We start from the raw sequence: 25,951 nt of genomic DNA, 5'->3' as shown, positions 1-25,951 counted from the left end.
ACGTCAAAGATTTCAGGCGTGCCATCGGGCTACAGTGCAGTCCCCACCTTACGACGAATGAACATGATGTCAAATTCTTCCGACGGCGCCACGCCGTTCGAACTGGTGTGTCCGGCCGGCAGCCTGCCGGCCCTCAAGGCGGCCGTGGACAACGGCGCCGACTGCGTCTACCTCGGCTTTCGCGACGCCACCAACGCACGCAACTTCGCAGGCCTGAACTTCGACGAGGCCGCGATCGAACAGGGCATCGCCTACAGCCATGCGCGCGGGCGCAAGGTGCTGCTTGCGCTGAACACCTATCCGCAGCCGTCCGCCGGTGCGCTGTGGCGGCGCGCCATTGACCGCGCCGCCGGCGCCGGCATCGACGCGGTGATCCTGGCCGACCCGGGCCTGATGCGCTACGCGGCCGAACGCTATCCGGCGCTGCGGCTGCACCTGTCGGTGCAGGGTTCGGCCACCAACTACGAGGCCATCAACTTCTTCCACCGCCACTTCGGCATTGCGCGCGCGGTGCTGCCGCGGGTGCTGTCGGTGGCGCAGGTGGAGCAGGTGGTGCGCAATACCCCGGTCGAGATCGAGGTGTTCGGCTTCGGCAGCCTGTGCGTGATGGTCGAAGGGCGCTGCGCGCTGTCGTCCTATGTCACGGGCGAGTCGCCCAACACCCACGGCGTGTGCTCGCCGGCCAAGGCGGTGCGCTGGCAGCAGACCCCGGCCGGACTGGAGTCGCGCCTGAACGAGGTGCTGATCGACCGCTACGCCGACGGCGAGCAGGCCAGCTATCCAACCCTGTGCAAGGGCCGTTTCGACGTCGCGGGCGAACAGTTTTACGCCATCGAGGAACCGGCCAGCCTGAATACCCTTGAATTGCTGCCGCAGCTGATCGAGCTGGGGGTGAGCGCGATCAAGATCGAAGGGCGCCAGCGCAGTCCTGCGTACGTGGCGCAGGTAACGCGCGTCTGGCGCGAGGCGATCGACCAGTACCGCGCCAATCCGAAGCGTTTTTCGGCAAAGCAGGCATGGATGGCCGATCTGAACAAGGTGGCAGAGGGGCAGCAGCATACGCTGGGCGCCTACCACCGCTCATGGAAATAGGGGAGGCACGATGATGAAACTGGCCTTGGGTCCGGTGCTGTACTACTGGCCGCGCGATACGATGATGGCGTTCTACGAGTCGATGGCGGCAAGCCCGGTCGATATCGTCTACCTGGGCGAGACGGTCTGCTCGCGCCGCCACGAGCTGCGCCTGCCCGACTGGCTGGCGCTGGCCGCCATGCTGGCCGATGCCGGCAAGGAGGTGGTGCTGTCGACCCAGGCCCTGCTCGAATCGGGCAGCGACCTGACTACCCTGCGCAAACTAACCTCGAACGGCCGCTTCGCGGTCGAGGCGAACGATATCGGCGCGGTGCACTGCCTCGACGGCGCGCTGCCGTTCGTGGCCGGGCCGCATTTGAACCTGTACAACGAAGACAGCGTGGCCCTGATGGCGCAACTGGGCGCGCGGCGCTGGGTCATGCCGCTCGAAATGGGGCGCGCGGCGCTGGCGACGATGCTGCAAAGCCGCCCGGCGGGGCTGGAAACCGAAGTGTTCGCGTATGGCCGCATGCCGCTGGCGTTTTCGGCGCGCTGCTTCACGGCGCGCCACCGCGACCTGGGCAAGGATGACTGCCAGTTCAGCTGCCTGGCGCATCCCGACGGCCTGGAGCTGCGCACGCGCGACGCCGACACCTTTTTGATCCTCAATGGCACCCAGATCCAGTCGCACCTGGTGTACAACCTGCTCGGCGACATGGCGGATATGGAAGCGATCGGCGTCGACGTGCTGCGCATCAGTCCCCAGGCCCGGCATACCGACGCCGTGGTCGCGCTGTTCGACCGCGCGCGCCGTCACGAGGTCGACACCGGGCAGGCCCTGGCCGCACTGGCGCCGCTGATGCCTGCGCCATCGTGCGACGGCTACTGGCATGGCAAGCCGGGCATGGCGTTCGACAAGCGGGAGGCTGCATGAAAGCGCACGTGTATCCGGCCTTGCCGGCACCGCTCGCCCGGGCGCTGGGGCGCCTGCCGCGCTTTCCCGGCTCGCTGCTGTTCGCCGCCGGCCTGACCCGCGTGCTCGGGCCGCAGTTACCGGGCGACGTGCGGGCGGCGCTGGAAGGCCGCACGATCCGTATCGGCGTCACCGACGCCGGCCTGCGTTTCGACGTGGGCTGGCGCGGATCGCGCTTCGTCGCCCTGTCGGGGGCGGACAAACCGGACCTGTCGATCGGCGCCAGCGCGCGCGACTTCCTGCTGCTGGCGCAGCGGCGCGAGGATCCGGATACCTTGTTTTTTGCGCGTCGCCTGACCATGGAAGGCGATACGGAACTGGGGCTGCTGGTGAAGAACACGCTCGATGCGATCGATGTCGCGCTGTTCGACCCGGAGCGCCTGCTGCCGGCGCGCTGGCGCCGTGCCAGCGCCACATAAAGGAGAATGATGATGGATGCGGACAGGGCGGCGCTGCCGCTGGTGTATTCGTGTTCCGGGTGTTCGAGCGCGGCGCAGATGGCGAACCATCTGGCGCTTGCGCTCGACCGCAGTGGAGCGGCTGAAATGTCGTGCATCGCCGGCGTGGGCGGCGGCGTGGCGCCGCTGGTCAAGCTGGCGCGCTCGGGCCGGCCGGTGCTGGCCATCGATGGCTGTCCGCTCGCGTGCGCGCGCCAGTGCCTGGCGCAGCATGGCGTGGTGCCGGACAAGCATGTGATGCTCAATGAATTCGGGGTGCGCAAGCGGATGCATGCGGATTTCGACAAGGCGCAGGCCGATGAACTGGCGGCGCAGTTGCGCAGCGATGTTGAGGCACTAAGAAAAACCTCGGTCGTTCCCGCGTAGCGCCCAGTTTCAAGGAAACTCCTCGAATCTCTTGGACCTGTGCAAAGGCAGGGGCCGGTTTCCAATGGCGTTAACTGAGAGCGCCTGACAAAACCCTGCAGTTGCCGTGAAAGCAACAACCGCGTACACTGAGCCGTTCTGGATATTCGCTTCGGCCATGAGCGGTCGCTCACGCCGCGCATCTGGAAGCAGATGTTCGCCTACCCAAAAATACCTGAAAAACTGAATGATCCCGACAAAGAAAATTTCGCTTACCCTCATCGAGTATGCTGACCCGCTCATTCAAGAGCTTGAAGAAGGGTATTCCAAGAATGACTTGGAGGTGGTGTTGAGGCTGGCTGCGTGCGTGTGGAATGCCTGCGTGGTGGATCAATGGCACAAGACTACCGAGAGTGTCACTGCAGTAAGGCACCAGCTTACACGTGCGCATCCAATGTCGGCAGCAATCGTCGATGCATTGATAGCACGCAAAAAACAATTATTTGGACTCGACATCAGGGGCATTACGAACGAATGCGTAATATTAAAAAACGGGGAATTTGTCGTGCGCGCCGAAGCAAGGCTCGATGTTGAGCATATCGACATAAAAGGCAGCTCCCATTGAATCGCCACGGTTGATACTTGATTTCCAAATTACATAGACGGGCAGCTTTGCAGGCGCGTGCCGGTGCCGTGACCGCGTACAATCGGCCAAGAGCCGACATTGAATGGTTAGCAAATTCGGCGACACATAGCGTGAAACACGGTGCCGTTTTCCACTTACATTTTTGCAGCCGTAAATTTAATACGTTGAGCGTGCTGTAAAAAACTACTTGCATGCAGCGCTGGTTTTTGTCTCGGATTAACAATAAACATTGCACGCGTTCAAGGCCGTTTCATCGTTTTCAGCGAAACGTTCGGCGGCGCGGCCTACGACTTCGAATTCTATTTGGCGTGCGACCATCCTTACCGCATCGATGGCGAGGAGTCTTGCATTCTGCGGGTGGGGCCAATCCCCGACTATCAGGAAACCTGCGACGACTATCTGGGGCGCGGGTTGCGTCTGGTGAACACACCGGAGCGGCATGCGCTGGCCAGCGAACTAGAACACTGGTAGCGCCTTATGGTCGTACCGATATCGAGGCCGGACTGGCTGTTGTCCCCCGCGTTGCAAAACAAGTGCATGTTCCGTTTCTGGCCATCGATATTGCCAAGTCCGCGTCAAGAGATTAGATCGTTATTGAGTGTAATGACGCGCAAGAGTCAGGGGACGCGGGCGTAGCGCCGTTCGCGTTGTGGCAACAGGTGTTAGCTCTCGGCGAGTTCTGACGTCGGACTCGGCAGCACCATGTCGGCCGGCGCCGGCGTGCCGTCGAGTACAATCAGCACTGATCGGCCAGAAGCTGACCTGTCGGCTGCACGACATCAATCCGTTCGATTATTTCCAAGACGCTTTGCAGCGTGTCGAACAGCGTCCGGCGTCGCTAGTGCATCTGAGCAGGGTAGGGCGCCGTAACGCCATTGCGTGGCGGCCATCGGAACGAATAGGTCGCAAGAAAACATTACAATCTTGGACGCGGCAATGGCAACAGCGCGAGCAACCTGATCGGGGCCATGATGGGCGGTCGTGGAACGGGGGGCATCTTGCAGCCGCGTTCCGCGCAATTTTCACACCTTCATTTATTTTTTCCAAAACATGAAAAATTACACTGCTTTACCACGCCCCCTACGCTTGGCCAGCTTGGCCAGCTTTTCCCTTTTGCTCGGTCTGTGTTCCCTGGCCGAAGCATCGCCTTTTGTGTGGGCCGACAAGGCGGGGGGCAAGGACCATCCGCTAGTGAGCCGCTTTCAGGGCTCGATGATTCAAAATTATGGCGTCATGAATTTTGAACACGCCGAAGTACCGGTTTCATCGACTAAAAAAGAGCCCGTCGAAGGGAAGGTTTTCAATTACAGCTATTACGCGCCAAAAGAGCGCAGCCCGCTGGAAGTGTTTCGCAACTACAAGCTGGCGCTGGAAAAGAGCCGCTTCAAGATCATTGTTGCGTGCGAGGACGCGCCGGTTTGCCAGAAGCAGGGCTTCGAGGAATATGCATCCTTGTGGACCGGGAAAACCGGCGCCTTCGCCGGCGGCTATAACGCCACCAGTGCGATGGACAATAGTGGCAATTATCCCCCGCTGTATCTGGTGGGGCGCCTTAGCCGCCCGGAAGGGGACGTCACTGCCGTATTGACGGTCAAAGCGCCAAGCAGTAGCGAAGTACCCAAGGGTGCAGGGGCGGTGTATTTCCTGCAGGTGATCGAGTCGATACCTATGCAGACCGGCAATGTCTCGGTCAATGCCGAGACCTTGAAAACCGGTCTGGCGGCGGAAGGCAAGATTGCGCTGTACGGCATTTTCTTTGATACAGGCAAAGCCGAGATCAAGCCGCAATCGACGCCGCAACTCGATGAAATGGCCAAGTTCCTGACGCAGCAAAAAGCGGTGAAAGTGTATATCGTCGGGCACACCGACAGTCAGGGCGTGCTCGCTGCCAATCTCACCCTGTCGCAAAAACGTGCCGAAGCCATCGTCGCGGCGTTGGTCAAACACCACAAGATCGATCCCGCTCGCTTGTCGGCAAAAGGGGTTGCCAGTCTGGCGCCGGTCGCCTCGAACGCAAGCGATGCCGGACGCGAAAAGAACCGCCGTGTCGAGCTGATCGAGCAGTAATCGATGCGCAGGGAAAAACGCGGCTTGGCTCAAGCATCTGCCCAGTAGTGATGCGAGGCCGCTGCATGAGCGACGAGCAGACATCCATCAGGCGTTCCTTTCGCTTGCCTGCTCGCTCATCTGTTGGCTCTATGTCGAACGGTTCTGTTACGCGCTCTTAAGCTCCGTCTTTTCCGCGCCGGCGGGAATGACGGTGTCGAGGTCTGTTGTCGCAAAGCTGCTTAACTTGGCGGCAAAAGCTCGTTTCTGGAGAGCCGGCAACCGCAGTTCTATGCTGGCCGCAGCACAAATTTCTCGAAGCGCGCCGCAATGCGCTCGAGCGCCGCGGCGCCCATGACCGCGGCGGCCGCCGCGTTCAAGGCCACATCCGCGCAGCCCTGCGCGCGGAAGGTCTGGAGCGCGTAATTGCGCACGCCGGCATCGGCCAGGGTCACGGCCAGCGCTTCCACGTCGGCCTCGGACAGCAAGGCCGGATGCAAGGTGGTGCGGCATTCGTGCGCCACGCCGCTGGCGACGATCATCTCCAGGCAGGCGCGGGCCGGCTCGCCGCTGTCGAAAACCCCCGTCACGCGCTGGTAATCCTGGAACGGGGCCTTGATATCGAACCCCACCCAATCGACCAACGGCAACACCGCCTTCAACTGGCGCGGGTAGATGCACGCCGTATGCAGGCCGACCGCGAGCCCCATCTGCCGCACGGCCGCCATGGCGTCCGGCAGCGCCGGGTCCATGGTCGGCTCGCCGCCGCTGAACACCACGCCATCGAGCAGGCCGGCGCGGCGCTCCAGCAGCGCCATCACCGAGTCCCACGACAGCGGCCCGCGCTGGCGCGACTGCAGGTGCGGATTGTGGCAGTAGCCGCAGCGCCACGGGCATCCCTGGACGAACACCGCGGCCGCCAACTTGCCGGGAAAATCGGTTGCGGTAAAGGCGGTGATGCCGCCCACCCGCAGCGCGCCGGCGCCCACTTTAGCTGCGCGCCGCGACGGCCCGCTCGGTGAACCAGGTACGCTCGTGGAACTCGCCCTTCTTGCCGGTATTGAAGGACGACACGGGGCGGTGATAGCCCATCACGCGGGTCCAGACTTCGCACGGCTGGCGCTCGGCATCGGTCAGGGTAACAGTGTGGGGTGCGAAAAATACGGCTTGGCTGAGGTCTGACATGAATGACTCCTTGGGTGGTTACGCAACTTCGCGTTGCTTGCGCGCGATCAGATCGAGATCGCATTTGGGACAAAATGGATGGCTGCCCCCGAGGTAGCCGTGTTTGGGGCAGATCGAAAACGTGGGCGTGACGGTGATGTACGGCAGGCCGAAGCGGCCCAGCGCGCGCCTTACCAGCTGGCGGCAGGCGTCGGCCGTGGACAGCGGCTCGCTCATGTACAGGTGCAGCACGGTGCCGCCCGTGTATTTTCGCTGCAGCGGGTCCTGCCGTTCCAGCGCCTCGAACGGGTCGTCCGTAAACCCGACCGGCAGTTGCGAGGAGTTGGTGTAGTAAGGCATGGCATCGGTCCCGGCCTGCAGGATGTCCGGATGGCGCTTGCGGTCTTCGCGCGCGAAGCGGTAGGTAGTGCCTTCGGCCGGCGTCGCCTCCAGGTTGTACATATGGCCGGTCTGGTCCTGGAACTCCAGCATGCGCGCGCGCACATGGTCCAGCAGGCGCAGGGCGAAGGCGTGGCCCCATTCGCTGGCGATATCCTGCTCGCCCCAGGTGAAGTTGCGGATCATCTCATTGACGCCGTTCACCCCCAGGGTCGAGAAGTGGTTGCGCAGGGTGCCCAGGTAACGCTTCGTGTACGGGAACAAGCCATTGTCCATGTGGCGCTGGATCACCTTGCGCTTGATTTCCAGGCTGTCGCGGCCCAGGTCGAGCAGGCGGTCGAGCGCCGCGAACAGGCCTTCCTCGTCATCCGCATGCAGGTAGCCCAGGCGCGCGCAATTGATCGTCACCACGCCCAGCGACCCGGTCTGCTCGGCCGATCCGAACAGGCCGTTGCCGCGCTTGAGCAGTTCGCGCAGGTCGAGCTGCAGGCGGCAGCACATCGAACGGATCATGTTCGGTTTCAGCTCCGAATTGAGGAAGTTCTGGAAGTAGGGCAGGCCGTAGCGCGCCGTCATCTCGAACAGCAGCTCCGCGTTGGGGCTGTGCCACGCGAAGTCCTCGGTGATGTTGTAGGTCGGGATGGGGAAGGTGAACACGCGCCCCTTGGCGTCGCCGGTCATCATGATCTCGATGTAGGCGCGGTTGATCATGTCCATTTCCACCTGCAGATCGCCGTAGGTGAACGGCATTTCGACGCCGGCGATGAACGGCACCTGCTCGCGCAGGTCTTCCGGACACACCCAGTCGAACGTCAGGTTGGTGAATGGTGTCTGGGTGCCCCAGCGCGAGGGCACGTTCAGGTTGTAGATCAGCTCCTGGATGTACTGCTTGACGCTCTCGTAGCTCAAGGCGTCGGCGCGCACGTAGGGCGCCATGTAGGTGTCGAAGGAGCTGAAGGCCTGGGCCCCGGCCCACTCGTTTTGCAGGGTGCCGAGGAAGTTGACGATCTGGCCGATCGCGCTCGACATGTGCTTGGGCGGCGACGATTCGATCTTGCCCGGCACGCCGTTCAAGCCTTCATTGAGCAGGGTGCGCAGCGACCAGCCGGCGCAGTACCCGGCCAGCATGTCGAGGTCGTGGATGTGCAGGTCGGCGTTGCGGTGGGCCTCGCCCACGGCGGGCGGATAGACATGGTCGAGCCAGTAGTTGGCGATCACCTTGCCGGACACGTTCAGTATCAGCCCGCCCAGCGAGTAGCCCTGGTTGGCGTTGGCGTTGACCCGCCAGTCGCGCTGCTCCAGGTATTCATTCATCGACACTTCGACGTCGATCAGGCTTTTGCGGTCGCGCCGCAGGCTGTGGTGCTGTTCGCGGTAGACCACATAGGCGCGCAGGGTCGCACGGTGGCCGGCCTCGAACAGGGCTGCCTCCACGGCGTCCTGCACTTGCTCGACGCCGGGGGTGTCGGCGCCCAGTGCGGCCAGCGCGGGCAGGACCGTGTTCCAGGTCAGCAGATGGGCGGTGCCGGTATCGAACTCGCCGCTGGCCAGCGCGGCGCGCTGCATGGCCGATTCGATGCGGGTGGCGTCAAACGGCTTGACGGCGCCGTCACGCTTGCGGATGTGGGTGGGGAAGTGAAGCGGTGGGATGGTCATTTACTCTCCGTGAAACACAAGATGTGGTGCATGCAGAGAGGTTATTGACTATATGTAGTGGGGTCAACGGCGTTTTGCGGCGATCGCGAAATCCTTGATACAGATTGGTTTTCGCCGCCCGCGCTGCCTATTTAAGCGCCAGCCGGATCTGCGCGACAAAGGCCGGATCGGGCACGGGACTCAGTTGTGTGCTTGCCGCGAGCAGTTTGCCGCTGGCGTCGAGCAGGCACACGCGCGTGGTGTGGTTGATTTCGCCGTTGCTCACGGCGCGGTACTTGATCTGCAGCGCGCCGGCCATGGCGCGCGTCTGGGTTTCGCCGGCGGCCACCGCCAGGCGGAAGATGGCGGGATCGAGCTTGTGCGAACTGGCCAGCCGGGCCAGGGAGTCTTGTGTGTCGTACAGCGGGTCGAGGCTGACCATGAGCACCGTCAGGCGGCCGGGCGCGGGCTTGATCAGCTCGACCGTGCGGCGCAGGTTTTCGATGATGATCGGGCAGGCCGCGTTGCAGTCGCCGTAAAACATCGTCACCAGCAGGGGACGGCCGGCCAGGGCGCGCCAGTCGAACTGGCGGCCTTGGCTGTCCTTGAGCGGCACCGGCAGGCGGTAGAGCGAGTCGGCCGGCAGCGGGTCGGCGCCCGCCAGGGGGGCCGCCAGGACGATGGCGGCCAGGGTGCCCGCGCGCAGCAGTGCGCGGCGCAGGGGGCTGAAGCTGTTCATGGTGATTCCTTCGGTGTAGGTGGATCGTTGTCGGCGCCGCGCGCGCAGCGAAAGCCCAGATAGCCGCCGTCCTGCGCGCCTTCCATCGCGGCCAGCAGCGCGATGCGCATCAGCACCGCGTAGTTGCGCCGGTCGCCCAGCGACAGGGCCGCGCCGCCGCAGTAGTCGAGCACCTTGCGCGGGTCCATGGTGCGGCTGTCGGCGCTGACGAACAGCGCACTGTAATCCTCGACCCATTCCCATATCAGGCCGTGCATGTCGTACAGGCCGTGGAAGTTCGGCGTTTCGCCGCGCACGCGCGAGGGCGGCGTGCTGGCCGGATGGGCGTACCAGTTGAGGATGTGTTCCAGCCATTGCGGGTCGTCGCGCGCGTCGGCGTGGGTGGCGTCGGCCGCGGCGGCGTACTCCCACTCGTGCCAGCGCGGCAAGCGCGCACCCTCGCTGGCGCAAAAGGCGGTCGCCGCATGCCAGCTGACGTTGGTCACCGGCGAATCCGGCGCCAGGGTGCCGTGATCGGCCGCGCCGCGCCAGCCCGACAGGTAGGTGGACGACACAAGCACGCCAGGCGCCTGGCCGCGCTGCCATTGCGGATGCGCGAGGACGAAGGCACGGAACTCGGCGTTGGTGACCGGGGCGGTGCGCATCGAAAACGGCGCCACGTTGGCCGGCGCTTCCTTGCCGTCGGCCGGCATGACCGAGCGCAACATGGCGCCCGGCAGCGCGACGTAATCGCCGGCGGCGGCCGCCGTGCACAGCATCGCCGCGCAGGCCAGGGCGGTCAATTGGCGTTTCATGGCGCGTTCAATTGGCTTTGACCTGGCGCATCTGCTTGACCTGGGCCGGCGTGATGACGGGTTTACCGGCGTTCATGTCGGTGCTCACATAGTTGATGACGGCGGCGACATCGTCGTCGTCGAGGTCTTGCGCCGGCATGACGGAGTTGAAATGCTCGCCGTTGACGACCAGTTCCCCGCTGCGGCCGTGCAGGACGATGTGCGCCATTTCGTAAGGACGCTGCTGGAAGAAGTCGGAATTGAACAGTGGCGGGAAGACGCCGGGAACGCCTTTGCCGTCGGGCAGGTGGCAGGCGGCGCAGGTGCCGTCGTAGACAGCCTTGCCGCGCAGGCGCTGCGCATTGGTGGCGGCGGGTACCGCTGCGGTCTTGGGCGCTGCGGGTGGGGCGGCCTTGGCGTTCATGGCGGTCTTGATGCCTTTGCCGTAGATCTCAGGCCGATCGGGGCCGCTCACCGCCATCAGGCCGACCGCGCCCTTGTTGAAGGCGCGCGTGAGCGAATGGTCGACCAGGGTCAGGTTGCCCGGTACTTTCGGGACGAATTCGACGATGGTCGAGCCGCCGGCCGGCACCAGGGTGGTCTGGACGTTTTCCTGGAAATGGGTGCCGCCTTCGGTGTACACCTTGTCGAAAATGGCGCCGATGATGTGAAAGCTCGACACGGTATTCGGTCCGCCCACGCCGAAGAACATGCGCACCTTCTCGCCGGCGGCGGCGGTGAGCGCGCCCTGGCCGGTGAGGGCGCCGTCGGCGCCGTTGAACAGCACATAGGTCGGCCGCTCGTCGATCGCTTTTTGCAGGTCGAAGCCTTGCAGGCCGGGGGCGCGGTAGGCGCCGGTGGTGTAGAAGTCGCCCTGCATCACGTAGTATTCCTTGTCGACCTTGGCCATGCCTTCCTTGGGTTCGACCAGGATCATGCCGTACATGCCGTTGGCGACGTGCATCCCGACCGGGGCGGTGGCGCAGTGGTAGACGTACAGGCCGGAGGCCAGCGCCTTGAAGGTGAAGCTGGCTTCATTGCCCGGGGCGATCAGGGTTTGCCCGGCGCCGCCACCGGGGCCGGTGACCGCGTGCAGGTCGATATTGTGGGGCAGCTTGTTACCGGCCAGGTTTTGCAGGTGCAGTTCGACGGTGTCGCCTTCGCGCACCCGGATCATCTTGCCCGGAACGGTGCCGCCGAAGGTCCAGAAGGTGTAGCGCGTGCCCGGCGCGATTTCGCGTTCGATTTCCTCGACCGTCAGGTTGACGACCACGCGCGCCGGGGTCTTGCGCGTGATTTGTGGCGGCAGCGCGGGTGGGGCGAGCAGTTCCTGCACGATGACGGGCAATGCCGGTTCCGCGGCAAAGACGGGGGCGGAGCACAGGGAGAGAAGGGCGGAAGCCGTGGCCAGGCAGGTGCCGGCGAGGCGGAGAGGACGTGGACGCATGATATAACCTTTTCTTGTTCTGTTAGGCGCCGCGGAGGCGGACGTCAACAAGATGCTAAGGTTTGCGTTCGAGAAATTCCTTGATGTAGGTTACAGTTTGGGGCATTCTCTTGTGGCACTCAAACAACAATCAGTACCCTGCGCGTGAGCGCGACCGCGACGATGTAGGCAACGGTGAGCAGGGCCGCGCCGAAGGCGATGGCGCGCACCCGTTTGGGGCGCCCGGGCTTGAGCGCCACCGCGCCAAGCACGATGTACACCACCAGCGCCACCACCTTGGCGCCCAGCCAGGGCTGCACGAAGGGGTACTGGCCGCTCCACACCACCATGGTCAGGGCGCTGGCCAGCAGCACCGTGTCGACCAGGTGCGGCGCGACCTTGACCCAGCGCTGCGCCAGTTGCGCCGAGCCGCGCAGCATCCAGACGCCGCGCAGGGCGAACAGGCCGATGCTGAGCGCCGCGCAGCTCATGTGCAGGTGTTTGACGGTCAGGTACTCCATGCGTATCCCTTTTCTTCAGGCGATCCCGAAGTCGATGATGATTTCGCCCGGCGCGCGCGCCACGTAGGTGATTGTCACGCGCGGACCGAAATGGGCCTCGATCTGCGCCAGCAGCGGCAGCGGATCGTGGTCGTTATAAAAGCGCATGGTCTCGCCGGGCTCCAGTGCGCTCAGCGCGCCGAAAATGGCGGCATGGCGAAAGCGCTTGGCGACGCCGCGCGCGTCGAACGGGTACAGGCCAATGGAAGCGGTCGAGAAAACAGCGTTGCTCATGGTGATACTCCTTGCGTAGTGTAAACGATACGAACCCCGGCAGGAAGATCCCGCCGGGGAAAAGGCATTACGATTTGGCCGGTGCGACCGAGCCGACGACGTAGTTGCTGCCGCGCGCCCCGGTGGCGAGTTTGACGGCGAACAGCGCGAGGAACACGCAGCCGACCGCGAACACCACGTCACCCGGCACACGCAGCCACACCAGGGTTTCCATCAGGTGCGAGTGGACCACTTCCGGCGAACGCGCAAACCAGGTGCCGCGCGTGACGCTGGCCCAGGCCTGGTAGATCCCGGCCGGCACCAGCGAGATGAAGACCATCATCGCCAGGCCGATGTTCAGGCACCAGAACATCGGCGCAAGCAGCTTGTCGGACCAGGCGGCGCGGTCGCTCAGGCCGCGCAGGCAGAACAGCATCAGGCCGATGCCGAGCATGCCGTAGACGCCGAACAGCGCCGCGTGGCCGTGGGCCGCCGTCATGTTCATGCCCTGCATGTAGTACAGCGCGATCGGGGTGTTGATGGAGAACCCGAGCAGGCCGGCACCGACCACGTTCCAGAAACCGACCGCGATGAAGCACAGGATCGGCCATTTGTAGGCCTGCACCCAGGCCGCCGCCTTCGAGCGCTGGTAGTTGCGCCATGCTTCGACGCCGATCATCGCCAGCGGTACCACTTCCAGCGCGGAGAACATGGCGCCGATGGCGATGACAAACGTAGGCGTGCCCGTGAAGTACAGGTGGTGCAGGGTGCCCAGGATGCCGCCGAACAGGAACACGATGGTTTCCAGGACGATGGCGCTGTTGGCGGTGGACGCGGCGATCAGGCCAAGGCGGGTGAACAGCAGCGCGATGACGGCGGTGGCGAACACTTCGAAGAAGCCTTCGACCCACAGGTGGACCAGCCACCAGCGCCAGTATTCGACCATGGAGTAGTGGGTATGCGGACCCCAGGTCAGCGAGGTGGCATAGAAGCCGCCGATGCACAGTGCGGCCAGGAACACCATGGCGATCAGGCCGCGGCTTTCCGATGGCGTGCGCAGGGCCGGCATCAGCCCGCGGCCGAGCAGCAGGACCCAGAACAGCAGGCCGATGAACAGCAGGATTTGCCACACGCGGCCCATGGAGGTGAATTCCAGGCCCTGGTTGCCGATCCAGAAGCTGAAGTCGTTGCCCAGGTGCTGCAGGGTGCCGAGCCAGCCGGAGATGGTGGAGCCGGCCACGATGAACAGCAGCGCGTAGAACAGGACGTTGACGCCGAGCGCCTGGTACTTCGGTTCGCGTCCGGAGATCGCGGGGGCGATATACAGGCCGGTGGCCAGCCAGGCGGTGGCGATCCACAGCACGGCGAACTGGGTGTGGATGGTGCGGCTGACCGTGAACGGCAGGATCTGGCCGAGCGGGATGCCGAAGAAGCTCTGGCCTTCGACCGCGTAATGGGCGGTGATGACGCCCATGCCGACCTGCGCCAGCACCAGCGCGATGACGACATAGAAGTATTTGCGGGTGGCGCGCATCGATGCCGTCGGCTTCAGGTCGAACAGCGGGTCGGCCTTGGGCGGGACCGGGTCCTCGCCTTCGTGGGCGCGGCCGTGGTAGAAGATCATGGCGGCGATGGCGCCGATCATCAGGATCACGCTGGCGATCGACCAGATGCCGGCGCCGGCGGTGGGGCCGTTGCCGACCAGCGGTTCGTGCGGCCAGTTGCTGGTGTAGCTGATCGCGGTTTCGCCGGGACGGTCGGTGGCGGCCGACCAGGATGACCAGAAGATGAAGGCGGGCAGGGCGCGCAAGTCTTCCGGCGTGACCAGGCTGCCGGCGCTCATGGCGTACTGCTCGCGCAGGGCGTCGAGTTTGGGGTCGCTGCCGAACAGGGCGCTGTAGTGGGCGGCGACTTCACGCACGGCTTGTGCGCGTTCCGGCGACAGATTGACGATGCCGGTGCGGGCGTCCCAGGTGTTGGCGCGCATCTCGCGCTTGAGCCGTTCGTTCAGGGCCGCCTGCTGTTCGACATCGAGATCGGCGAACGGTTTGGCGAACTGCTTGCTGGCGTAGATGTCGCGCAGGGCCAGCGCTTCGCGGTGCAGCCAGTCGGCCGACCAGTCTGGCGCCAGATAGCTGCCGTGGCCCCAGACGGAGCCGAGCTGCTGGCCGCCGGCAGAGAGCCAGGCTTGCTGGCCGCGCTGGACTTCGCCGTCGGCGAACAGTACCTCGCCGTCGCGGCTGGCGACTTGATGGGGAATCGGGGGAGCGCTCAGGTAGATCTCGGTCCCGACCCAACCGAGAACGGCGAAGGACAGGACGCAGATGACCGCGAGCCAGGTCCATAGTTTGCGTGAGGCGTGCATGGCGTGGTTTCCTTGTTATTAGAACGAAGCGGTACAGTCCGCTCCGTTAAAGAAGGATTCTAAATACATCTATTTAAACAAGCAAGTTAATACTTCTTTTGATCAAGGCCGCGCCATCTGGATCAATACATGTATACTGAATGCCTCATTTCACCTTCCATCCACGACCCTTCACGCCGATGCGACTGACCGCCTACACCGATTACACCCTGCGCACCCTGATCTACCTGGGCATGCACCGCGATCGCCTGGCCACCATCCAGGACATCGCCGACGTGCACGGGATCTCGAAAAACCACTTGATGAAGGTGGTGTACCAGCTAGGCTTGTCCGGCATAGTGGAGACGGTGAGGGGGCGTAACGGCGGGCTGCGGCTCAAGCTCGAGCCGGCGCAGATCAATATCGGCGCCGTGGTGCGCAACAGCGAGACGGACTTTTACATGGCCGAGTGCTTCGATCCGGAGAGTAACGCGTGCACCCTGGCGCCGGCGTGCGCGCTCAAGGGGGTGCTGGGGGCGGCGACGGCGGCGTATCTGCGGGTGCTCGATGGCGTGACATTGGAAGACCTGATCGCGCACAGCGCGCGCCCGGGTGAACGGGCGGACAAGGCGATCATTGTTTGGAAGTAGGGCGGGGCGGCTCGACGAACTTGGATCGCCGTGGGGGCGCCTAGCCCTGCGCGGGAAAGACGGAGCTTAAGCCAGCGCCATTTGGAAGCGGCCCTCTGACTTTGCACTGTTCCAAGAGATTTGAAGAGTTTCCTTGAAACTGGGGGCTGCGCGGGAATGACGTGGTAGAGCTGCTTCCGCTTCCTACCCCTGCGCGGTGTACACCATCGCGAAACCGCCGCCAGGGGTGCGGAAGTTGGTGGTCTGGCCCTGGTACACGCGCGCCGCCGTCCATTGCACCTTGCCGTCGTAGGTGTAGCTGCGGATGTCGAACTTGAGTCGATCGGGCGCCTGGGCGCTGCCGCCGGTGCGCGCGGGCGGCGCCATGATGGCCTGCGCCACGTAATCGCCGTCGAGAATATCCTGCCAGGCGCGCTTGCTCAGCTTGTCGCCGCGGTAGGCCGCACGCCCGCCGTAGCCCGCCACCGGCTTGAAGAACCAGTCGCGCCGGGTGCGCCACAGGCGTTCGGTTTCGTTGGACCGCACCAGCTCCGTGTGTGGAATGCCGTCGAGCAGGATCGCGCGCGTGGCCGCGGCCACGCCCAGCGCCGCCAGAGCGGCATCGTCGGTCAGCAGCGCCAGATTGCGCTTGTCGGCGTACAACGCGTGCGCGCGCGGATGCGGCGTGAGCACCACCGCGTTGGCCAGGTAGGCGTCGCGCAGCGCCGCGTGGGCTGGTAAATCGAGCATGAAATCGGTCAGGCGGTTGTACACCAGATCGACAATCAGGTCGCCGCGCCACAGGCTGCCTGCTTCCCAGCGCAGCATGGACGGGTCGACGATCAGCGCTTCGATGTCGTGGCGCGCGAACAGCTGGCGAAACAGCAGGAATTCGGGATACAGGTACTGGTTTTCCGGGTCGTCGTCGACGATCACGACGGTGCGCAGCGGCGCGCTGCGTCCGCCCAGGCGCCACTCGGCGCGGAACATGTCGACGATGGCCTCTTCCAGCGCCAGTGCGCGCGCGGCGCCGTCGCCGGCCTCCTCGATCGCGCTGCATCCGTGGCCGGCGCGCGCCAGGGCCGCGTTGAGCAGGGCGCCGCCGGCGTTGGTGTTGATTTCGATGAGACCGACGGCGTCTTCGCCCACGTGGAAGTCGTAGCCGTAAAAAACCCCGCGCGCGCCCGGGTCGTGGCGCGCGATGGCCGGTGCGTCGGCCAGCACGGCGTCCTGCCAGGCCGGCAGCGCTATCACTTCTTCCACCGCGCCGATCAGCTGCGCCATGCGCGCCGACTGCTCCGGCGAGATGAATACCGGCAGCGCCGCGAACAGGTGGGGACAGCGTTCGCGGATCAAGGCCGCAACCTGCGGCCCGTCGCTGCCGCTTTGCAGTGCCTCGGCCAGCGCGCCTGCCGAGGGGCCGGCGCAAAAGCAACTGGCGTTGAGCTGGGCGGCATCAAGCGTGCCGCAGCCGGGTTCGCAGCCGGGTTCGCAGGCGGAATCGGGTGTCGCAAATTCTTGCATGGAGGCGGCCTCTGTTGTTCTTGGTCTGTTGTTATACCTCAAAACGCGAAAATGCATCGTTGATGTGGATCAACACAGTTTGCCCATCCTGGCTGCCCTAGTTCTTTTGGACTAGGAGTCTAGCCAGATTGCCGTGGGAAAATCGCCCTCAGGCTAATAGTCGTGCTTTTAAGCAGCACGTAAGCTTCCTGTATCAGGTCATCGGTCCGGGAGAACAACGTGTCTAGCAAGAACCAACAACAAATAGCGGTGCTGGCGAGTAGCACTTTCGCCTTCACCATCTGCTTCGCGATCTGGATGATGTTCGCGGTGCTCGGCATTCCCATCAAGGCGCAGCTGGGCTTGAACGAAACCCAGTTCGGCCTGCTGGCGGCCACGCCGGTATTGAGCGGCTCGCTGGTGCGGGTGCCGCTCGGCATCTGGACCGACCGCTACGGCGGACGCATCGTGTTCTTCATCCTCATGCTGAGCACCGCGCTGCCGATCTGGATGATCTCGCACGCCACCGCCTATTGGCACTTCCTGGTGCTGGGCCTGTTCGTCGGCCTGGCCGGCGGCTCGTTTTCCGTCGGCACGCCCTACGTGGCGCGCTGGTTCGGCAAGGAGCGCCGCGGACTGGCGATGGGCATCTTTGGCGCCGGCAATTCCGGCTCGGCACTGACCAAGTTCGTGGCCCCGGCTATCATCGCCGCCTTCGGCTGGCAGATGCTGCCCAAGGTGTACGCGGTGGCCATGCTGATCACGGCCGCCCTGTTCTGGCTCGGCACCTACAGCGACCCTGCCCACAAGATGCCGGCCGGCGTGTCCTTTGTCGAACAGATGAAGGTGCTCAAGGACCCGCGCGTGTGGCGCTACTGCCAGTACTACTCGGTCGTGTTCGGCGGCTATGTGGGCCTGGCCTTGTGGATGACCAAGTATTACGTCAGCGAGTACGGCTTCGATATGCGCCTGGCCGCCTTGCTGGCCGCCTGCTTCTCTTTGCCGGGCGGCGTGCTGCGCGCCCTGGGCGGCTGGATTTCGGACAAATACGGCGCCCACAAGGTCACCTGGTGGGTCATGTGGGTGTGCTGGGTCTGCTTCTTCCTGCTGTCTTACCCGCAAACCAACATGATCATCAAGACCGTGACCGGCAGCACCACCTTGCAGATCGGCCTCACGCCAGTGATGTTTACCGTGCTGCTGTTCGTGGTCGGGGTGGCCATGGCGGTCGGCAAGGCATCGGTGTTCAAGTTCATCGGTGACGATTTCAGCGACAACATCGGCGCCGTCTCTGGCGTGGTGGGCCTGGCCGGCGGCCTGGGCGGCTTCGTGCTGCCGATCCTGTTCGGCGCGCTGGTCGACCTCACCGGGGTGCGCTCGTCCGCTTTCATGCTGCTCTACGGCACCGTGTGCGTATCCCTCGTGTGGATGCATTTCAGCTTCAAAGACAGTGCGCGGCCCGCCGCGCCGGCCCGGTTGGCCGTCGTCGCCTAATTTCAAGGAGAAATCAAATGAGTAAATATGTGATCGCCGACTGGGAGCCGGAACTGCCGGCCTTCTGGCAAAAGAGCGGCAAGTCGACCGCCAACCGCAACCTGTGGATCTCGATCCCGGCGCTGATGTTCGCCTTCGCCGTGTGGATGGTGTGGAGCGTGGTCGTGGTCAACCTGCCCAATATCGGCTTCAAGTACAGCACCAACCAGCTGTTCTGGCTGACCGCGCTGCCGGGCTTGTCCGGCGCGACCCTGCGCATCTTCTATTCCTTCATGGTGCCGATTTTCGGCGGGCGCAAATGGACCACGATCTCGACCGCGTCCTTGCTCATTCCCGCCATCGGCATCGGTTTCGCCGTGCAGGACGTCAATACCAGCTACCCCATCATGCTGATCCTGGCCTTGCTGTGCGGCTTCGGCGGCGGCAATTTTGCCTCGTCGATGGCGAATATCAGCTTCTTCTATCCCAAGGCGCAGAAGGGCTACGCGCTCGGCATGAATGCCGGCCTGGGCAACCTGGGCGTCTCGGCGGTGCAGTTCGTGGTGCCGCTGGTGATTACCGCCGGCGTGTTCGGCGCGCTCGGCGGCGAGGCGCAGCAATGGGTCAAGGGCGATGCGCACAAGGCCATGTGGCTGCAGAACGCCGGCTTCATCTGGGTACCCTTCATCGCGCTGACCGCGGTCGCGTCGTGGTTCGGGATGAACGACCTGGCCTCGGCCAAGGCTTCGTTCTCGGAACAGGCCATCATTTTCAAGCGCAAGCATAACTGGCTGATGTGCTGGCTGTACACGGGCACCTTCGGTTCCTTCATCGGTTACTCGGCCGGCTTTCCGCTGCTGATCAAGACCCAGTTCCCGGATATCAATCCGCTCGATTACGCCTTCCTTGGCCCCCTGGTCGGGGCGCTGGCGCGGGTGGCGGGCGGCATCGTGGCCGACAAGCTGGGCGGCGCGAAAGTGACCCTGTGGACCTTTGTGCTGATGATCGCGGCCGTGGTCGGCGTCATTCACTTCCTGCCGCATGGCGGCGTGGCGGGCAACTTCACAGGCTTCTTCTGGATGTTCATGCTGCTGTTCGCCGGCACGGGCGTGGGCAATGCCTCGACCTTCCGCATGATTCCGGTGATTTTTCTCACCGAGCGCCAGCGTGCCGCCGAGGGCAAGGGCCACGCCGCCAGGGAACAGGCGATTGTCGACGCCAACAAGGAAGGCGCGGCGGTACTCGGTTTCACCTCGGCGGTGGCGGCCTACGGCGCGTTCTTCATTCCCAAGTGCTACGGCACCTCGATCGCCCTGACCGGCGGTCCGGATGCGGCGCTGTGGGGCTTCGTCGCTTTTTACGTGTCCTGCATCGTGGTCACGTGGTGGTGCTACGCGCGCCGCAATGCGGACATGCCTTGCTGATAGCGGGAGCTGCCATGGAAAAGAACCGATTCTCGCCGCAAACCTTCCTGGCGCGGCTGCCGCTGTTCGATGCGATGTCGCCGAGCGAACTCGACGCCATCGCGGCCGGCACCAGCGAGCGCCACGCGGCGCGCGGCGACATCATTTTCCAGCGCGGCGATACCTGCAAGGGTTTTCACCTGGTCATTTTCGGCCAAGTCAAGCTGGCCGCCGGGGTGGCCAACGGCGCCGAAAAGATCATCGAGCTGATCGGACCCGGCCACAGCTTCGGCGAAGCGCTGATGTTCATGGAAAAGCCCTACATTGTCTCGGCCACGGCGCTGGCCGATTCCCTGCTGCTGCATGTGACCAAGGAAGCGGTGTTCGACGGCATCGCGCACGACCCCGGTTTCGCGCGCAAGATGCTGGCCGGGCTGAGCCGGCGCATGCATGGGCTGATCTGCGACCTGGAATCGGTCGCCTTGCAGTCCGGCACCCAGAGGGTGATCGGCTACCTGCTGCAGGACGAGGCGACCGGGCAGGGTGCACAGCTGACCCTGCCGGTCAGCAAGGCGGTGGTGGCGTCGCGCCTGAACCTGACGCCGGAACATTTTTCGCGCATTCTGGGCGACCTGACCATGCATGGCCTGATCGGCGTGCAGGGGCGCAATGTAACGATCATGAATATCGACGGCTTGCGCAAGCACGCCGGTTGAACGGAGCAGGACATGCAAGACATCGAGAAGTTCGTACGCGGCTTCAGCCGCTTCCAGCAGCAGTATTTCAGCGAAGACCATGGCGTCTACGACACCTTGCGCGACGGACAGCGGCCCAGCACCTTGCTGATCGGCTGCTGCGATTCGCGGGTCGATCCGATGCTGTTGACGGGGAGCGGTCCGGGCGACATGTTCGTGGTGCGCAATATCGCCAATCTGGTGCCGCCCTGTACGCCGGATGCGCCGCCGGGTGTCAGTTCGGCCATCGAGTTCGCCATCTGCAACCTGGAAGTGCTGCGGGTGATCGTGCTCGGGCATGCGCGCTGCGGCGGCATCCGTGCCTTGCTGGCGCCGCAACCGCTGGAACCGGAGCAGCGCGAAACCGGGTTTGTCGAGCGCTGGATGCGCATCGCCGAGCCGGTGCGGGTGCGCGTCATGCGCGACTTGGCGCACAAGAGCTCGGAAGAGCGGCATAAGGCTTGCGAACAGGCCAGCATCCTGCAGTCGCTCGACAACCTGCTGACCTATCCGTGGGTCAAGCGCCGGGTGGAGGAGGGCAAGCTGGTGCTGCACGGCTGGTATTTCGATATCGATAGCGGCGCGCTGATGGGCTATTCGGCGCGCCAGCAACAGTTTTTGCCGATGGTGTGCCCGATCGATGCGGTCAAGGGGCGGGTGCTGCCGGCCGGCACGCCGTGAACCGTTGAGCCGGGAACGCTGTCAAAACCGGCCTGTTTCAGTGACGGCCGGTTCCAGGCCCAGCTTGCGGACGGCGATCCCGCTGCGTTTTCAATTTTGAAAGGAATCGACTGGCGATGGTTTTCCTGCCAGTCTTCATGCGCGGTTAGCTTATCGCAAACAGACTGAGCGAGCTCGGCGGAATAATGTTTTGGAGAGGTGTGTCGCTTCCCGATGCGTCAGGGAATGCAGGAACGCTTTCCATGCAGCGTGGCATTTATTATAAAAAAACCATGCTCACCATTATTCATTCTGAGGAGTATATTATGTGGATCGGATCGATCGGACTGGTCGCGGCGACCAAAGATGTGCCCAATGCCGAAACCGATAACCTGGTGCAGGCGAGCATACTTAGGAACGGTAAAGAAATCCGCGTGCTCAACCTCGATTATGCGGATGTGGATGACCACGAACGCGGCGACAGCCGCAGCTACAATTACAGCGGGCCGGCCAAACTGCCCCGCAGGAACGACCTGACTCCGGAATTGCCGCCTGGCATAGGAATGATTCCGATGCCGTATCCTGGCTACGGATTCGAGTTTTCAGAGGGCTTGAGCGGACACCTGCAGATTCAATTGCGCATCAACGGCGACGATATGTGGATCAAGGACAATATCGATCTGTACGTAAAATTCATTCGCCTGCGCGCCACCAGTTTCGATACCCTTGCATGGCTGGAAGATACCGCCTGGACGTATATTGCCAGCTGGACTCAGGACGTGGCGTTATCCACCGATGACGATGAAGGTGTGACCACGTGGACGCTGAACCTGACGTAAAGTGGCCGCCGTGATCATGGGGCGCGTATCGGGATGGCGTATTCATCCGGAATGGCTGGAATTTTTCTTGTCCCGGCCATCTGCATTTTCCGGTATTTAAAATCGCTCGCTGAATATTCAACTTTCGACCAATCCTGCCGTTAATCATTAACGAGCACGGCACACTGCCGTCTTTCGCCTATGAAGATCTAACGTTACGGCGTGCAACGCGCCAAGAAGGAGAGGTCATGAGTATTACCATTTCCAACACAACACCCTCAGGCGGCGCCACACCGATTGCGCCACGCGAAACGGGGCGCCGCCCGACCGATAACGCCCAGTCCGAGGGTACGGTCAAGACCGACAAGGTGACCCTGAGCGGGCCGGAACAAGCCCCGCTGACCTATGGCGTGCCGCGCGCGGCCGCCGCGGCAGCCCAGGCGCCGCCCGACCTCGACGCCTTGCTGGCCGAGTCCGACCGCCAGGCGCAGGAAGTCATCAACCTGATCCTGCCCGCCGTCGAGCAGCAGGGGCTGAACCTGTCGAAGGTCGTCAGCGGCGAGCAAAAGCTCAGTGCCGACCCGGCAACCATCGAAGAAGCCAAGGCGGCCACGGCCGAAGACGGCGAGTTCGGCGTTGCCAAGGTGTCCGAACGGATCCTCAACATGGCCAAGGGCGCGATCGGCGACGATCCGTCCAAGCTGGCCGCGATCCGCGCCGCCGTGCAGGATGGTTTCGACGAAGCCGCCAAGGCCCTCGGCGGCAGCTTGCCTGAGCTCAGCCAGAAAACCCAGGACGCCATCATGGCCACCTTCGACCGCTGGGAAAAGGATGGCATGTCCGCTGAACCCGTCAAGGCAGCCAACGATCCCTCGGGCAAGGCCTGAGTGCACGGTAGGGTGAGCAGGCCGGACCGGACGACACCCGGCCCCGGCCCTCATCTTGTTGAATTTCAATTTCCTCTTGCCGCCTGCCGGCATATTCAAGACAATACAGGCTTCATTCGACGAGAGAAACCTGTACCGATGTCCTTGCCGCCCGCAGGCACGCACCCGTGACGCAGCGCCAGCCAAGCTACCATGAACGGCTCGCTGGCGGCATCGTCGGCCTGCTGGTGGGCGATGCGCTGGGTGTTCCCTATGAGTTTCACAGGGCAGCCGATATTCCGCCGGCCTCCCTGATCGACTTCGCGCCCCCGCTGCACTTCCCGCGCTCGCACCTGGCGGTGCCCCCAGGAACATGGTCCGACGATGGCGCCCAGGCATTGTGCCTGCTGGCCTCGCTGCTCGGCCGTGGCAGCCTCGACCTGCATGACTTCGGCGCCCGGCTGCTTGCGTGGTATGAGGAGGGCTATATGGCGGTCGATGGCGTGGTGTTCGATGTCGGCGTGAGCACCGGAAGCGCCATTCGCGCCCTGCGTCGCGGCACGCCGGCGGATCAGGCTGGCCCGTGCGGCCAGTACGACAATGGCAATGGATCGCTGATGCGCGCCTTGCCGCTGGCGCTGTGGCACCGCGGGTCTGACGCCAGCCTGGTGCGCGACGCCCACCGGCAATCCCTGCCCACCCATGGTCATCTGCGCTCTCAAGTGTGCTGCGCGCTGTACTGCCTGTGGGCGCGGCGCGAGCTGTCGGCGTCCAGCGATCCGTGGCGCGGCGCGGTGGCGGCGCTGCGCACCATCTACGCGTCCATGCCTGAAGCGCTGGAAGAACTGGAATGGGCGGTGCGCCCTGACGACCCATCCGGTGGCAGCGGTTCCGGATATGTCGTCGATTCCCTGCGTTCGGCGCGGATGGTGCAAGTTGCGGGGACCTACGAAGACGTGGTGCGCGCGGCGGTCAGCCTGGGCAACGATACCGATACGACTGCCTGTATCGCCGGCGGCATTGCTGGCCTGCGCGTCGGCATACACGGCATTCCCGCGCGCTGGCGTGAACAGCTCAGAGGTGGCAACTTGTACGGGCCATTGGTCGATGCGCTTCTGGCGTGCCGCACAGTGGAAAGCGGCTGATGAGCGCCACTAACAGCAAGCTGTGCGCCCAGCCCGATTACGTACTGCAACAAGCCCTTAACGCCACCTGCCGCGACCACGATCCGCTTATGACGCCGCAACGCGTGCGGGCGCACCTGAGCTAGTCCGAACCGATCAGCGCAGGCGGCGACTTCTTGCGCGCCGCGACCGGGCCGTCCTGCCTGGCCGAACGAGTCCTGCCAGGCGCGCGATATTGCTCGTCCTGCGGGTCGACCTTGAAGATCTTGACCGTCTCAACCAGATTGCCGGCTTGCTCTTCCAGCGATTCGGCGGCCGCCGCGGCTTGTTCCACCAGCGAGGAATTGCTTTGCACAAGCGCGTCCATCTGGACGATGGCCTCGTTGATCTGCTCGATGCCCGACGACTGTTCCTGGCTGGCCGTGGCGATTTCGCCGACAATGGCCGAGACGCGCTTGATGCTGGCCACCACTTCATTCATGGTCGTGCCGGCGTGATCGACCAGTTTGCTGCCCAGGTCGACCTTGTCGACCGAGTCGTTGATCAAGGCTTTGATTTCCTTCGCCGCACTGGCGGAGCGTTGGGCCAGATTGCGCACTTCCGAGGCCACGACCGCAAAGCCGCGCCCTTGTTCGCCGGCGCGCGCCGCTTCCACGGCCGCGTTGAGCGCAAGGATATTCGTCTGGAACGCAATGCCGTCGATCACGCTGATGATGTCGACAATCTTCCTGGCCGACTCATTGATCGATCCCATCGTATCGACCACCTGCGAGACCACCGCGCCACCCTTGATCGCCACCTCGGAGGCGGACGAGGCGAGCAGGTTCGCTTGCCGCGCGTTGTCGGCGTTTTGCTTGACGGTGCTGGTGAGCTCTTCCATGGAGGACGCGGTTTCTTCCAGCGAACTGGCCTGCGATTCGGTGCGGGCCGACAGATCGGCGTTGCCGAGCGCGATGTCGTGGGTGGCGGCGGAGATTTCGTCGGAACTTTCGCGGATCTTGCTGACCGTCTGCTTCAGGTTAATGCTGATGGTGTTCATGCTTTGCAGTAGCTGTCCGACTTCATCCTTGCGTTCCTCGCTGGTCTCACCGTTCAGGTCGCCCGAGGCGATCTTGCTGGCGGTATCGATCGCATGCGTGAAGCCAACCTTGATGTGCCGGTAGATCATCAGCACGGTGACCAGCGACAGGCCCAGGGACACGCCCAGAACGACCACCGCCACCCAGAAGGCAGTGTTGGCGCGGGCGGCGGCGATGCGCACCTCGTCGCCGGTGCGCTGATCGAGCATCGCCAGGAACTCATTGACCGGCGCCATGATCGTTGCCTTGTTCTTGTGGTAATTGGCGTCGTGCATGATTTTGCGCGCCATGTCCATGTCGGGTTCGCGCTTTTGGGTGAACTTGCCGGTGCCGTCATCGAACAAGCCTTTCACCGCGTTCATGGCAATCACTTCAGTCTTGACCAGGGCATCCGAATTGTCCTGGGCCTGCTTGAGCTTGGCAAATTCGGCATCGGTAAACCCTGCCTTGCGCATCAGGTCGGCCAGCGCAATCGTTTGCCCGTCCGGCGTTGGCTTGTCGGTCCCGGCGGCGACGAAATCCCAATAGATGCGCTCGTAGTGCTGGGGACGGGGCTTGGCGCCGTTGCGGATGGCGAGAATGTCCATGTACTGGCGTTCGTAGGCAGGATCGCCCGACACCACGAAGGTGCGCGCAAGGCGGGTCAGGTCGTCGGAACTCTGGCGCAGCTCGTCGGCGAGCAGGAAGGATTGGTAGCGGTTCTCGCTGGCCTGCATGGTCTTTTCCTGCTCCCGCGAGACGCTGGATAAGGCCAGCAGGGAGCATACCGACAGCACCACGCTGACAAGGAAAAACGCGGCGAAAATGACCCGGATCGAATAATTCTTCAGCATGGGAGCCTCCGAGGAGTTCAACGTTGTTCAGTGAGAA

Annotated in this window: 24 protein-coding genes and 1 pseudogene; 15 read left to right on the top strand and 10 right to left on the bottom strand. The window is 63.7% G+C overall.

What is annotated here, in order from left to right:
* The first annotated feature begins 57 nt into the window (after positions 1-57).
* The 6 genes from ubiU (at position 58) to IV454_RS25400 (ending at position 5,560) form a co-directional block, all read left to right on the top strand.
* Positions 58-1,092, top strand: coding sequence for a ubiquinone anaerobic biosynthesis protein UbiU (gene ubiU / locus IV454_RS25425; protein WP_206088428.1), 1,035 nt, complete (start codon positions 58-60; stop codon positions 1,090-1,092).
* Between the two features lie 13 nt (positions 1,093-1,105).
* Entirely contained in the window at positions 1,106-2,005 is a 900-nt protein-coding gene (locus IV454_RS25420) for a U32 family peptidase (RefSeq protein WP_206092817.1), read from the top strand.
* Entirely contained in the window at positions 2,002-2,463 is a 462-nt protein-coding gene (gene ubiT / locus IV454_RS25415) for a ubiquinone anaerobic biosynthesis accessory factor UbiT (protein WP_054262703.1), read from the top strand. The genes IV454_RS25420 and ubiT overlap by 4 nt, the downstream gene beginning before the upstream one ends.
* A 12-nt stretch (positions 2,464-2,475) precedes the next feature.
* Positions 2,476-2,868 carry a putative zinc-binding protein gene (locus IV454_RS25410; protein ID WP_054262702.1) on the top strand — a complete coding sequence of 131 codons (393 nt, stop codon included), beginning with the start codon at positions 2,476-2,478 and terminating at the stop codon, positions 2,866-2,868.
* 226 nt (positions 2,869-3,094) lie between these two features.
* Entirely contained in the window at positions 3,095-3,472 is a 378-nt protein-coding gene (locus IV454_RS25405) for a hypothetical protein (RefSeq protein WP_206088427.1), read from the top strand.
* Positions 3,473-4,588: 1,116 nt separating this feature from the next.
* Positions 4,589-5,560, top strand: coding sequence for an OmpA family protein (locus IV454_RS25400; protein WP_206088426.1), 972 nt, complete (start codon positions 4,589-4,591; stop codon positions 5,558-5,560).
* Between the two features lie 269 nt (positions 5,561-5,829).
* Here the strand turns inward: IV454_RS25400 and IV454_RS25395 are convergent, their stop codons facing one another.
* The 8 genes and pseudogenes from IV454_RS25395 to IV454_RS25355 form a co-directional block, all read right to left on the bottom strand.
* Positions 5,830-6,528 (bottom strand): anaerobic ribonucleoside-triphosphate reductase activating protein, encoded by a 699-nt coding sequence (locus IV454_RS25395; RefSeq protein WP_206088424.1) that lies wholly within the window; start codon positions 6,526-6,528, stop codon positions 5,830-5,832.
* Positions 6,529-6,547: 19 nt separating this feature from the next.
* A pseudogene (locus IV454_RS25385) lies at positions 6,548-8,758 on the bottom strand (ribonucleoside triphosphate reductase); the annotation flags it as partial.
* Between the two features lie 127 nt (positions 8,759-8,885).
* Positions 8,886-9,476, bottom strand: a complete 591-nt coding sequence (locus tag IV454_RS25380) for an SCO family protein (RefSeq protein ID WP_206088418.1) — start codon at positions 9,474-9,476, stop codon at positions 8,886-8,888.
* Positions 9,473-10,270, bottom strand: a complete 798-nt coding sequence (locus IV454_RS25375) for a formylglycine-generating enzyme family protein (protein WP_206088416.1) — start codon at positions 10,268-10,270, stop codon at positions 9,473-9,475. The genes IV454_RS25380 and IV454_RS25375 overlap by 4 nt, the downstream gene beginning before the upstream one ends.
* Positions 10,271-10,277: 7 nt before the next feature.
* Complete coding sequence (nirK, locus tag IV454_RS25370) at positions 10,278-11,696, bottom strand: copper-containing nitrite reductase (RefSeq protein WP_206088414.1); 1,419 nt, start codon at positions 11,694-11,696, stop codon at positions 10,278-10,280.
* A gap of 119 nt (positions 11,697-11,815) precedes the next feature.
* Positions 11,816-12,196, bottom strand: a complete 381-nt coding sequence (locus IV454_RS25365; RefSeq protein ID WP_206088412.1) for a SirB2 family protein — start codon at positions 12,194-12,196, stop codon at positions 11,816-11,818.
* Between the two features lie 15 nt (positions 12,197-12,211).
* Positions 12,212-12,469 carry a DUF2249 domain-containing protein gene (locus tag IV454_RS25360; RefSeq protein WP_206088410.1) on the bottom strand — a complete coding sequence of 86 codons (258 nt, stop codon included), beginning with the start codon at positions 12,467-12,469 and terminating at the stop codon, positions 12,212-12,214.
* A gap of 67 nt (positions 12,470-12,536) precedes the next feature.
* Positions 12,537-14,813 (bottom strand): nitric-oxide reductase large subunit, encoded by a 2,277-nt coding sequence (locus tag IV454_RS25355; protein ID WP_206088408.1) that lies wholly within the window; start codon positions 14,811-14,813, stop codon positions 12,537-12,539.
* Between the two features lie 179 nt (positions 14,814-14,992).
* Here IV454_RS25355 and IV454_RS25350 point away from each other — a divergent pair, with 179 nt between their 5' ends.
* Positions 14,993-15,442, top strand: a complete 450-nt coding sequence (locus IV454_RS25350; protein ID WP_206092816.1) for an RrF2 family transcriptional regulator — start codon at positions 14,993-14,995, stop codon at positions 15,440-15,442.
* Positions 15,443-15,625: 183 nt separating this feature from the next.
* Here the strand turns inward: IV454_RS25350 and IV454_RS25345 are convergent, their stop codons facing one another.
* Positions 15,626-16,945 (bottom strand): hypothetical protein, encoded by a 1,320-nt coding sequence (locus IV454_RS25345; protein ID WP_206088406.1) that lies wholly within the window; start codon positions 16,943-16,945, stop codon positions 15,626-15,628.
* Between the two features lie 219 nt (positions 16,946-17,164).
* On the opposite strand from IV454_RS25345, the gene IV454_RS25340 reads away from it, so the two are divergent.
* The 8 genes from IV454_RS25340 (at position 17,165) to IV454_RS33400 (ending at position 24,148) form a co-directional block, all read left to right on the top strand.
* Positions 17,165-18,418, top strand: coding sequence for an MFS transporter (locus tag IV454_RS25340; protein ID WP_206088404.1), 1,254 nt, complete (start codon positions 17,165-17,167; stop codon positions 18,416-18,418).
* A gap of 17 nt (positions 18,419-18,435) precedes the next feature.
* A complete protein-coding gene (locus IV454_RS25335; RefSeq protein WP_206088402.1) occupies positions 18,436-19,821 on the top strand; it encodes a NarK family nitrate/nitrite MFS transporter in 1,386 nt (461 codons plus the stop codon).
* Between the two features lie 14 nt (positions 19,822-19,835).
* Positions 19,836-20,516: a Crp/Fnr family transcriptional regulator gene (locus IV454_RS25330; RefSeq protein ID WP_054262687.1), complete on the top strand. Its 681-nt coding sequence runs from the start codon at positions 19,836-19,838 to the stop codon at positions 20,514-20,516.
* 12 nt (positions 20,517-20,528) lie between these two features.
* Positions 20,529-21,215, top strand: coding sequence for a carbonic anhydrase (locus tag IV454_RS25325; RefSeq protein WP_206088400.1), 687 nt, complete (start codon positions 20,529-20,531; stop codon positions 21,213-21,215).
* Between the two features lie 242 nt (positions 21,216-21,457).
* Positions 21,458-22,033, top strand: coding sequence for a hypothetical protein (locus IV454_RS25320; protein ID WP_206088398.1), 576 nt, complete (start codon positions 21,458-21,460; stop codon positions 22,031-22,033).
* A 227-nt stretch (positions 22,034-22,260) separates the two neighbouring features.
* Positions 22,261-22,899, top strand: coding sequence for a hypothetical protein (locus IV454_RS25315; protein ID WP_206088396.1), 639 nt, complete (start codon positions 22,261-22,263; stop codon positions 22,897-22,899).
* Positions 22,900-23,066: 167 nt separating this feature from the next.
* Entirely contained in the window at positions 23,067-24,023 is a 957-nt protein-coding gene (locus tag IV454_RS25310) for an ADP-ribosylglycohydrolase family protein (protein ID WP_206088395.1), read from the top strand.
* Positions 24,023-24,148, top strand: a complete 126-nt coding sequence (locus IV454_RS33400; protein WP_282961372.1) for a hypothetical protein — start codon at positions 24,023-24,025, stop codon at positions 24,146-24,148. The genes IV454_RS25310 and IV454_RS33400 overlap by 1 nt, the downstream gene beginning before the upstream one ends.
* Here IV454_RS33400 and IV454_RS25305 read toward each other — a convergent pair.
* The gene (locus tag IV454_RS25305; RefSeq protein ID WP_206088393.1) at positions 24,145-25,914 is read right to left on the bottom strand and encodes a methyl-accepting chemotaxis protein; all 1,770 of its coding nucleotides are present in this window, start codon (positions 25,912-25,914) and stop codon (positions 24,145-24,147) included. The two genes, IV454_RS33400 and IV454_RS25305, sit on opposite strands and share 4 nt — an antisense overlap.
* Positions 25,915-25,951: the final 37 nt, after the last annotated feature.

Origin of the sequence: Massilia antarctica (genome assembly GCF_015689335.1) — a bacterium.
In the GTDB taxonomy this organism is placed as follows: domain Bacteria; phylum Pseudomonadota; class Gammaproteobacteria; order Burkholderiales; family Burkholderiaceae_D; genus Telluria_A; species Telluria_A antarctica.
This window is presented reverse-complemented; position numbering and strand designations above follow the sequence as displayed.

What these genes read in the sequence shown, in the direction of transcription:
- ubiU (WP_206088428.1), top strand. Translation starts at nt 58, where the DNA reads ATGAACATGATGTCAAATTCTTCCGACGGCGCCACGCCGTTCGAACTG.
- IV454_RS25420 (WP_206092817.1), top strand. Translation starts at nt 1,106, where the DNA reads ATGAAACTGGCCTTGGGTCCGGTGCTGTACTACTGGCCGCGCGATACG.
- ubiT (WP_054262703.1), top strand. Translation starts at nt 2,002, where the DNA reads ATGAAAGCGCACGTGTATCCGGCCTTGCCGGCACCGCTCGCCCGGGCG.
- IV454_RS25410 (WP_054262702.1), top strand. Translation starts at nt 2,476, where the DNA reads ATGGATGCGGACAGGGCGGCGCTGCCGCTGGTGTATTCGTGTTCCGGG.
- IV454_RS25405 (WP_206088427.1), top strand. Translation starts at nt 3,095, where the DNA reads ATGATCCCGACAAAGAAAATTTCGCTTACCCTCATCGAGTATGCTGAC.
- IV454_RS25380 (WP_206088418.1), bottom strand. Translation starts at nt 9,476, where the DNA reads ATGAACAGCTTCAGCCCCCTGCGCCGCGCACTGCTGCGCGCGGGCACC.
- IV454_RS25375 (WP_206088416.1), bottom strand. Translation starts at nt 10,270, where the DNA reads ATGAAACGCCAATTGACCGCCCTGGCCTGCGCGGCGATGCTGTGCACG.
- nirK (WP_206088414.1), bottom strand. Translation starts at nt 11,696, where the DNA reads ATGCGTCCACGTCCTCTCCGCCTCGCCGGCACCTGCCTGGCCACGGCT.
- IV454_RS25365 (WP_206088412.1), bottom strand. Translation starts at nt 12,196, where the DNA reads ATGGAGTACCTGACCGTCAAACACCTGCACATGAGCTGCGCGGCGCTC.
- IV454_RS25360 (WP_206088410.1), bottom strand. Translation starts at nt 12,469, where the DNA reads ATGAGCAACGCTGTTTTCTCGACCGCTTCCATTGGCCTGTACCCGTTC.
- IV454_RS25355 (WP_206088408.1), bottom strand. Translation starts at nt 14,813, where the DNA reads ATGCACGCCTCACGCAAACTATGGACCTGGCTCGCGGTCATCTGCGTC.
- IV454_RS25350 (WP_206092816.1), top strand. Translation starts at nt 14,993, where the DNA reads ATGCGACTGACCGCCTACACCGATTACACCCTGCGCACCCTGATCTAC.
- IV454_RS25345 (WP_206088406.1), bottom strand. Translation starts at nt 16,945, where the DNA reads ATGCAAGAATTTGCGACACCCGATTCCGCCTGCGAACCCGGCTGCGAA.
- IV454_RS25335 (WP_206088402.1), top strand. Translation starts at nt 18,436, where the DNA reads ATGAGTAAATATGTGATCGCCGACTGGGAGCCGGAACTGCCGGCCTTC.
- IV454_RS25330 (WP_054262687.1), top strand. Translation starts at nt 19,836, where the DNA reads ATGGAAAAGAACCGATTCTCGCCGCAAACCTTCCTGGCGCGGCTGCCG.
- IV454_RS25325 (WP_206088400.1), top strand. Translation starts at nt 20,529, where the DNA reads ATGCAAGACATCGAGAAGTTCGTACGCGGCTTCAGCCGCTTCCAGCAG.
- IV454_RS25320 (WP_206088398.1), top strand. Translation starts at nt 21,458, where the DNA reads ATGCAGCGTGGCATTTATTATAAAAAAACCATGCTCACCATTATTCAT.
- IV454_RS25315 (WP_206088396.1), top strand. Translation starts at nt 22,261, where the DNA reads ATGAGTATTACCATTTCCAACACAACACCCTCAGGCGGCGCCACACCG.
- IV454_RS33400 (WP_282961372.1), top strand. Translation starts at nt 24,023, where the DNA reads ATGAGCGCCACTAACAGCAAGCTGTGCGCCCAGCCCGATTACGTACTG.
- IV454_RS25305 (WP_206088393.1), bottom strand. Translation starts at nt 25,914, where the DNA reads ATGCTGAAGAATTATTCGATCCGGGTCATTTTCGCCGCGTTTTTCCTT.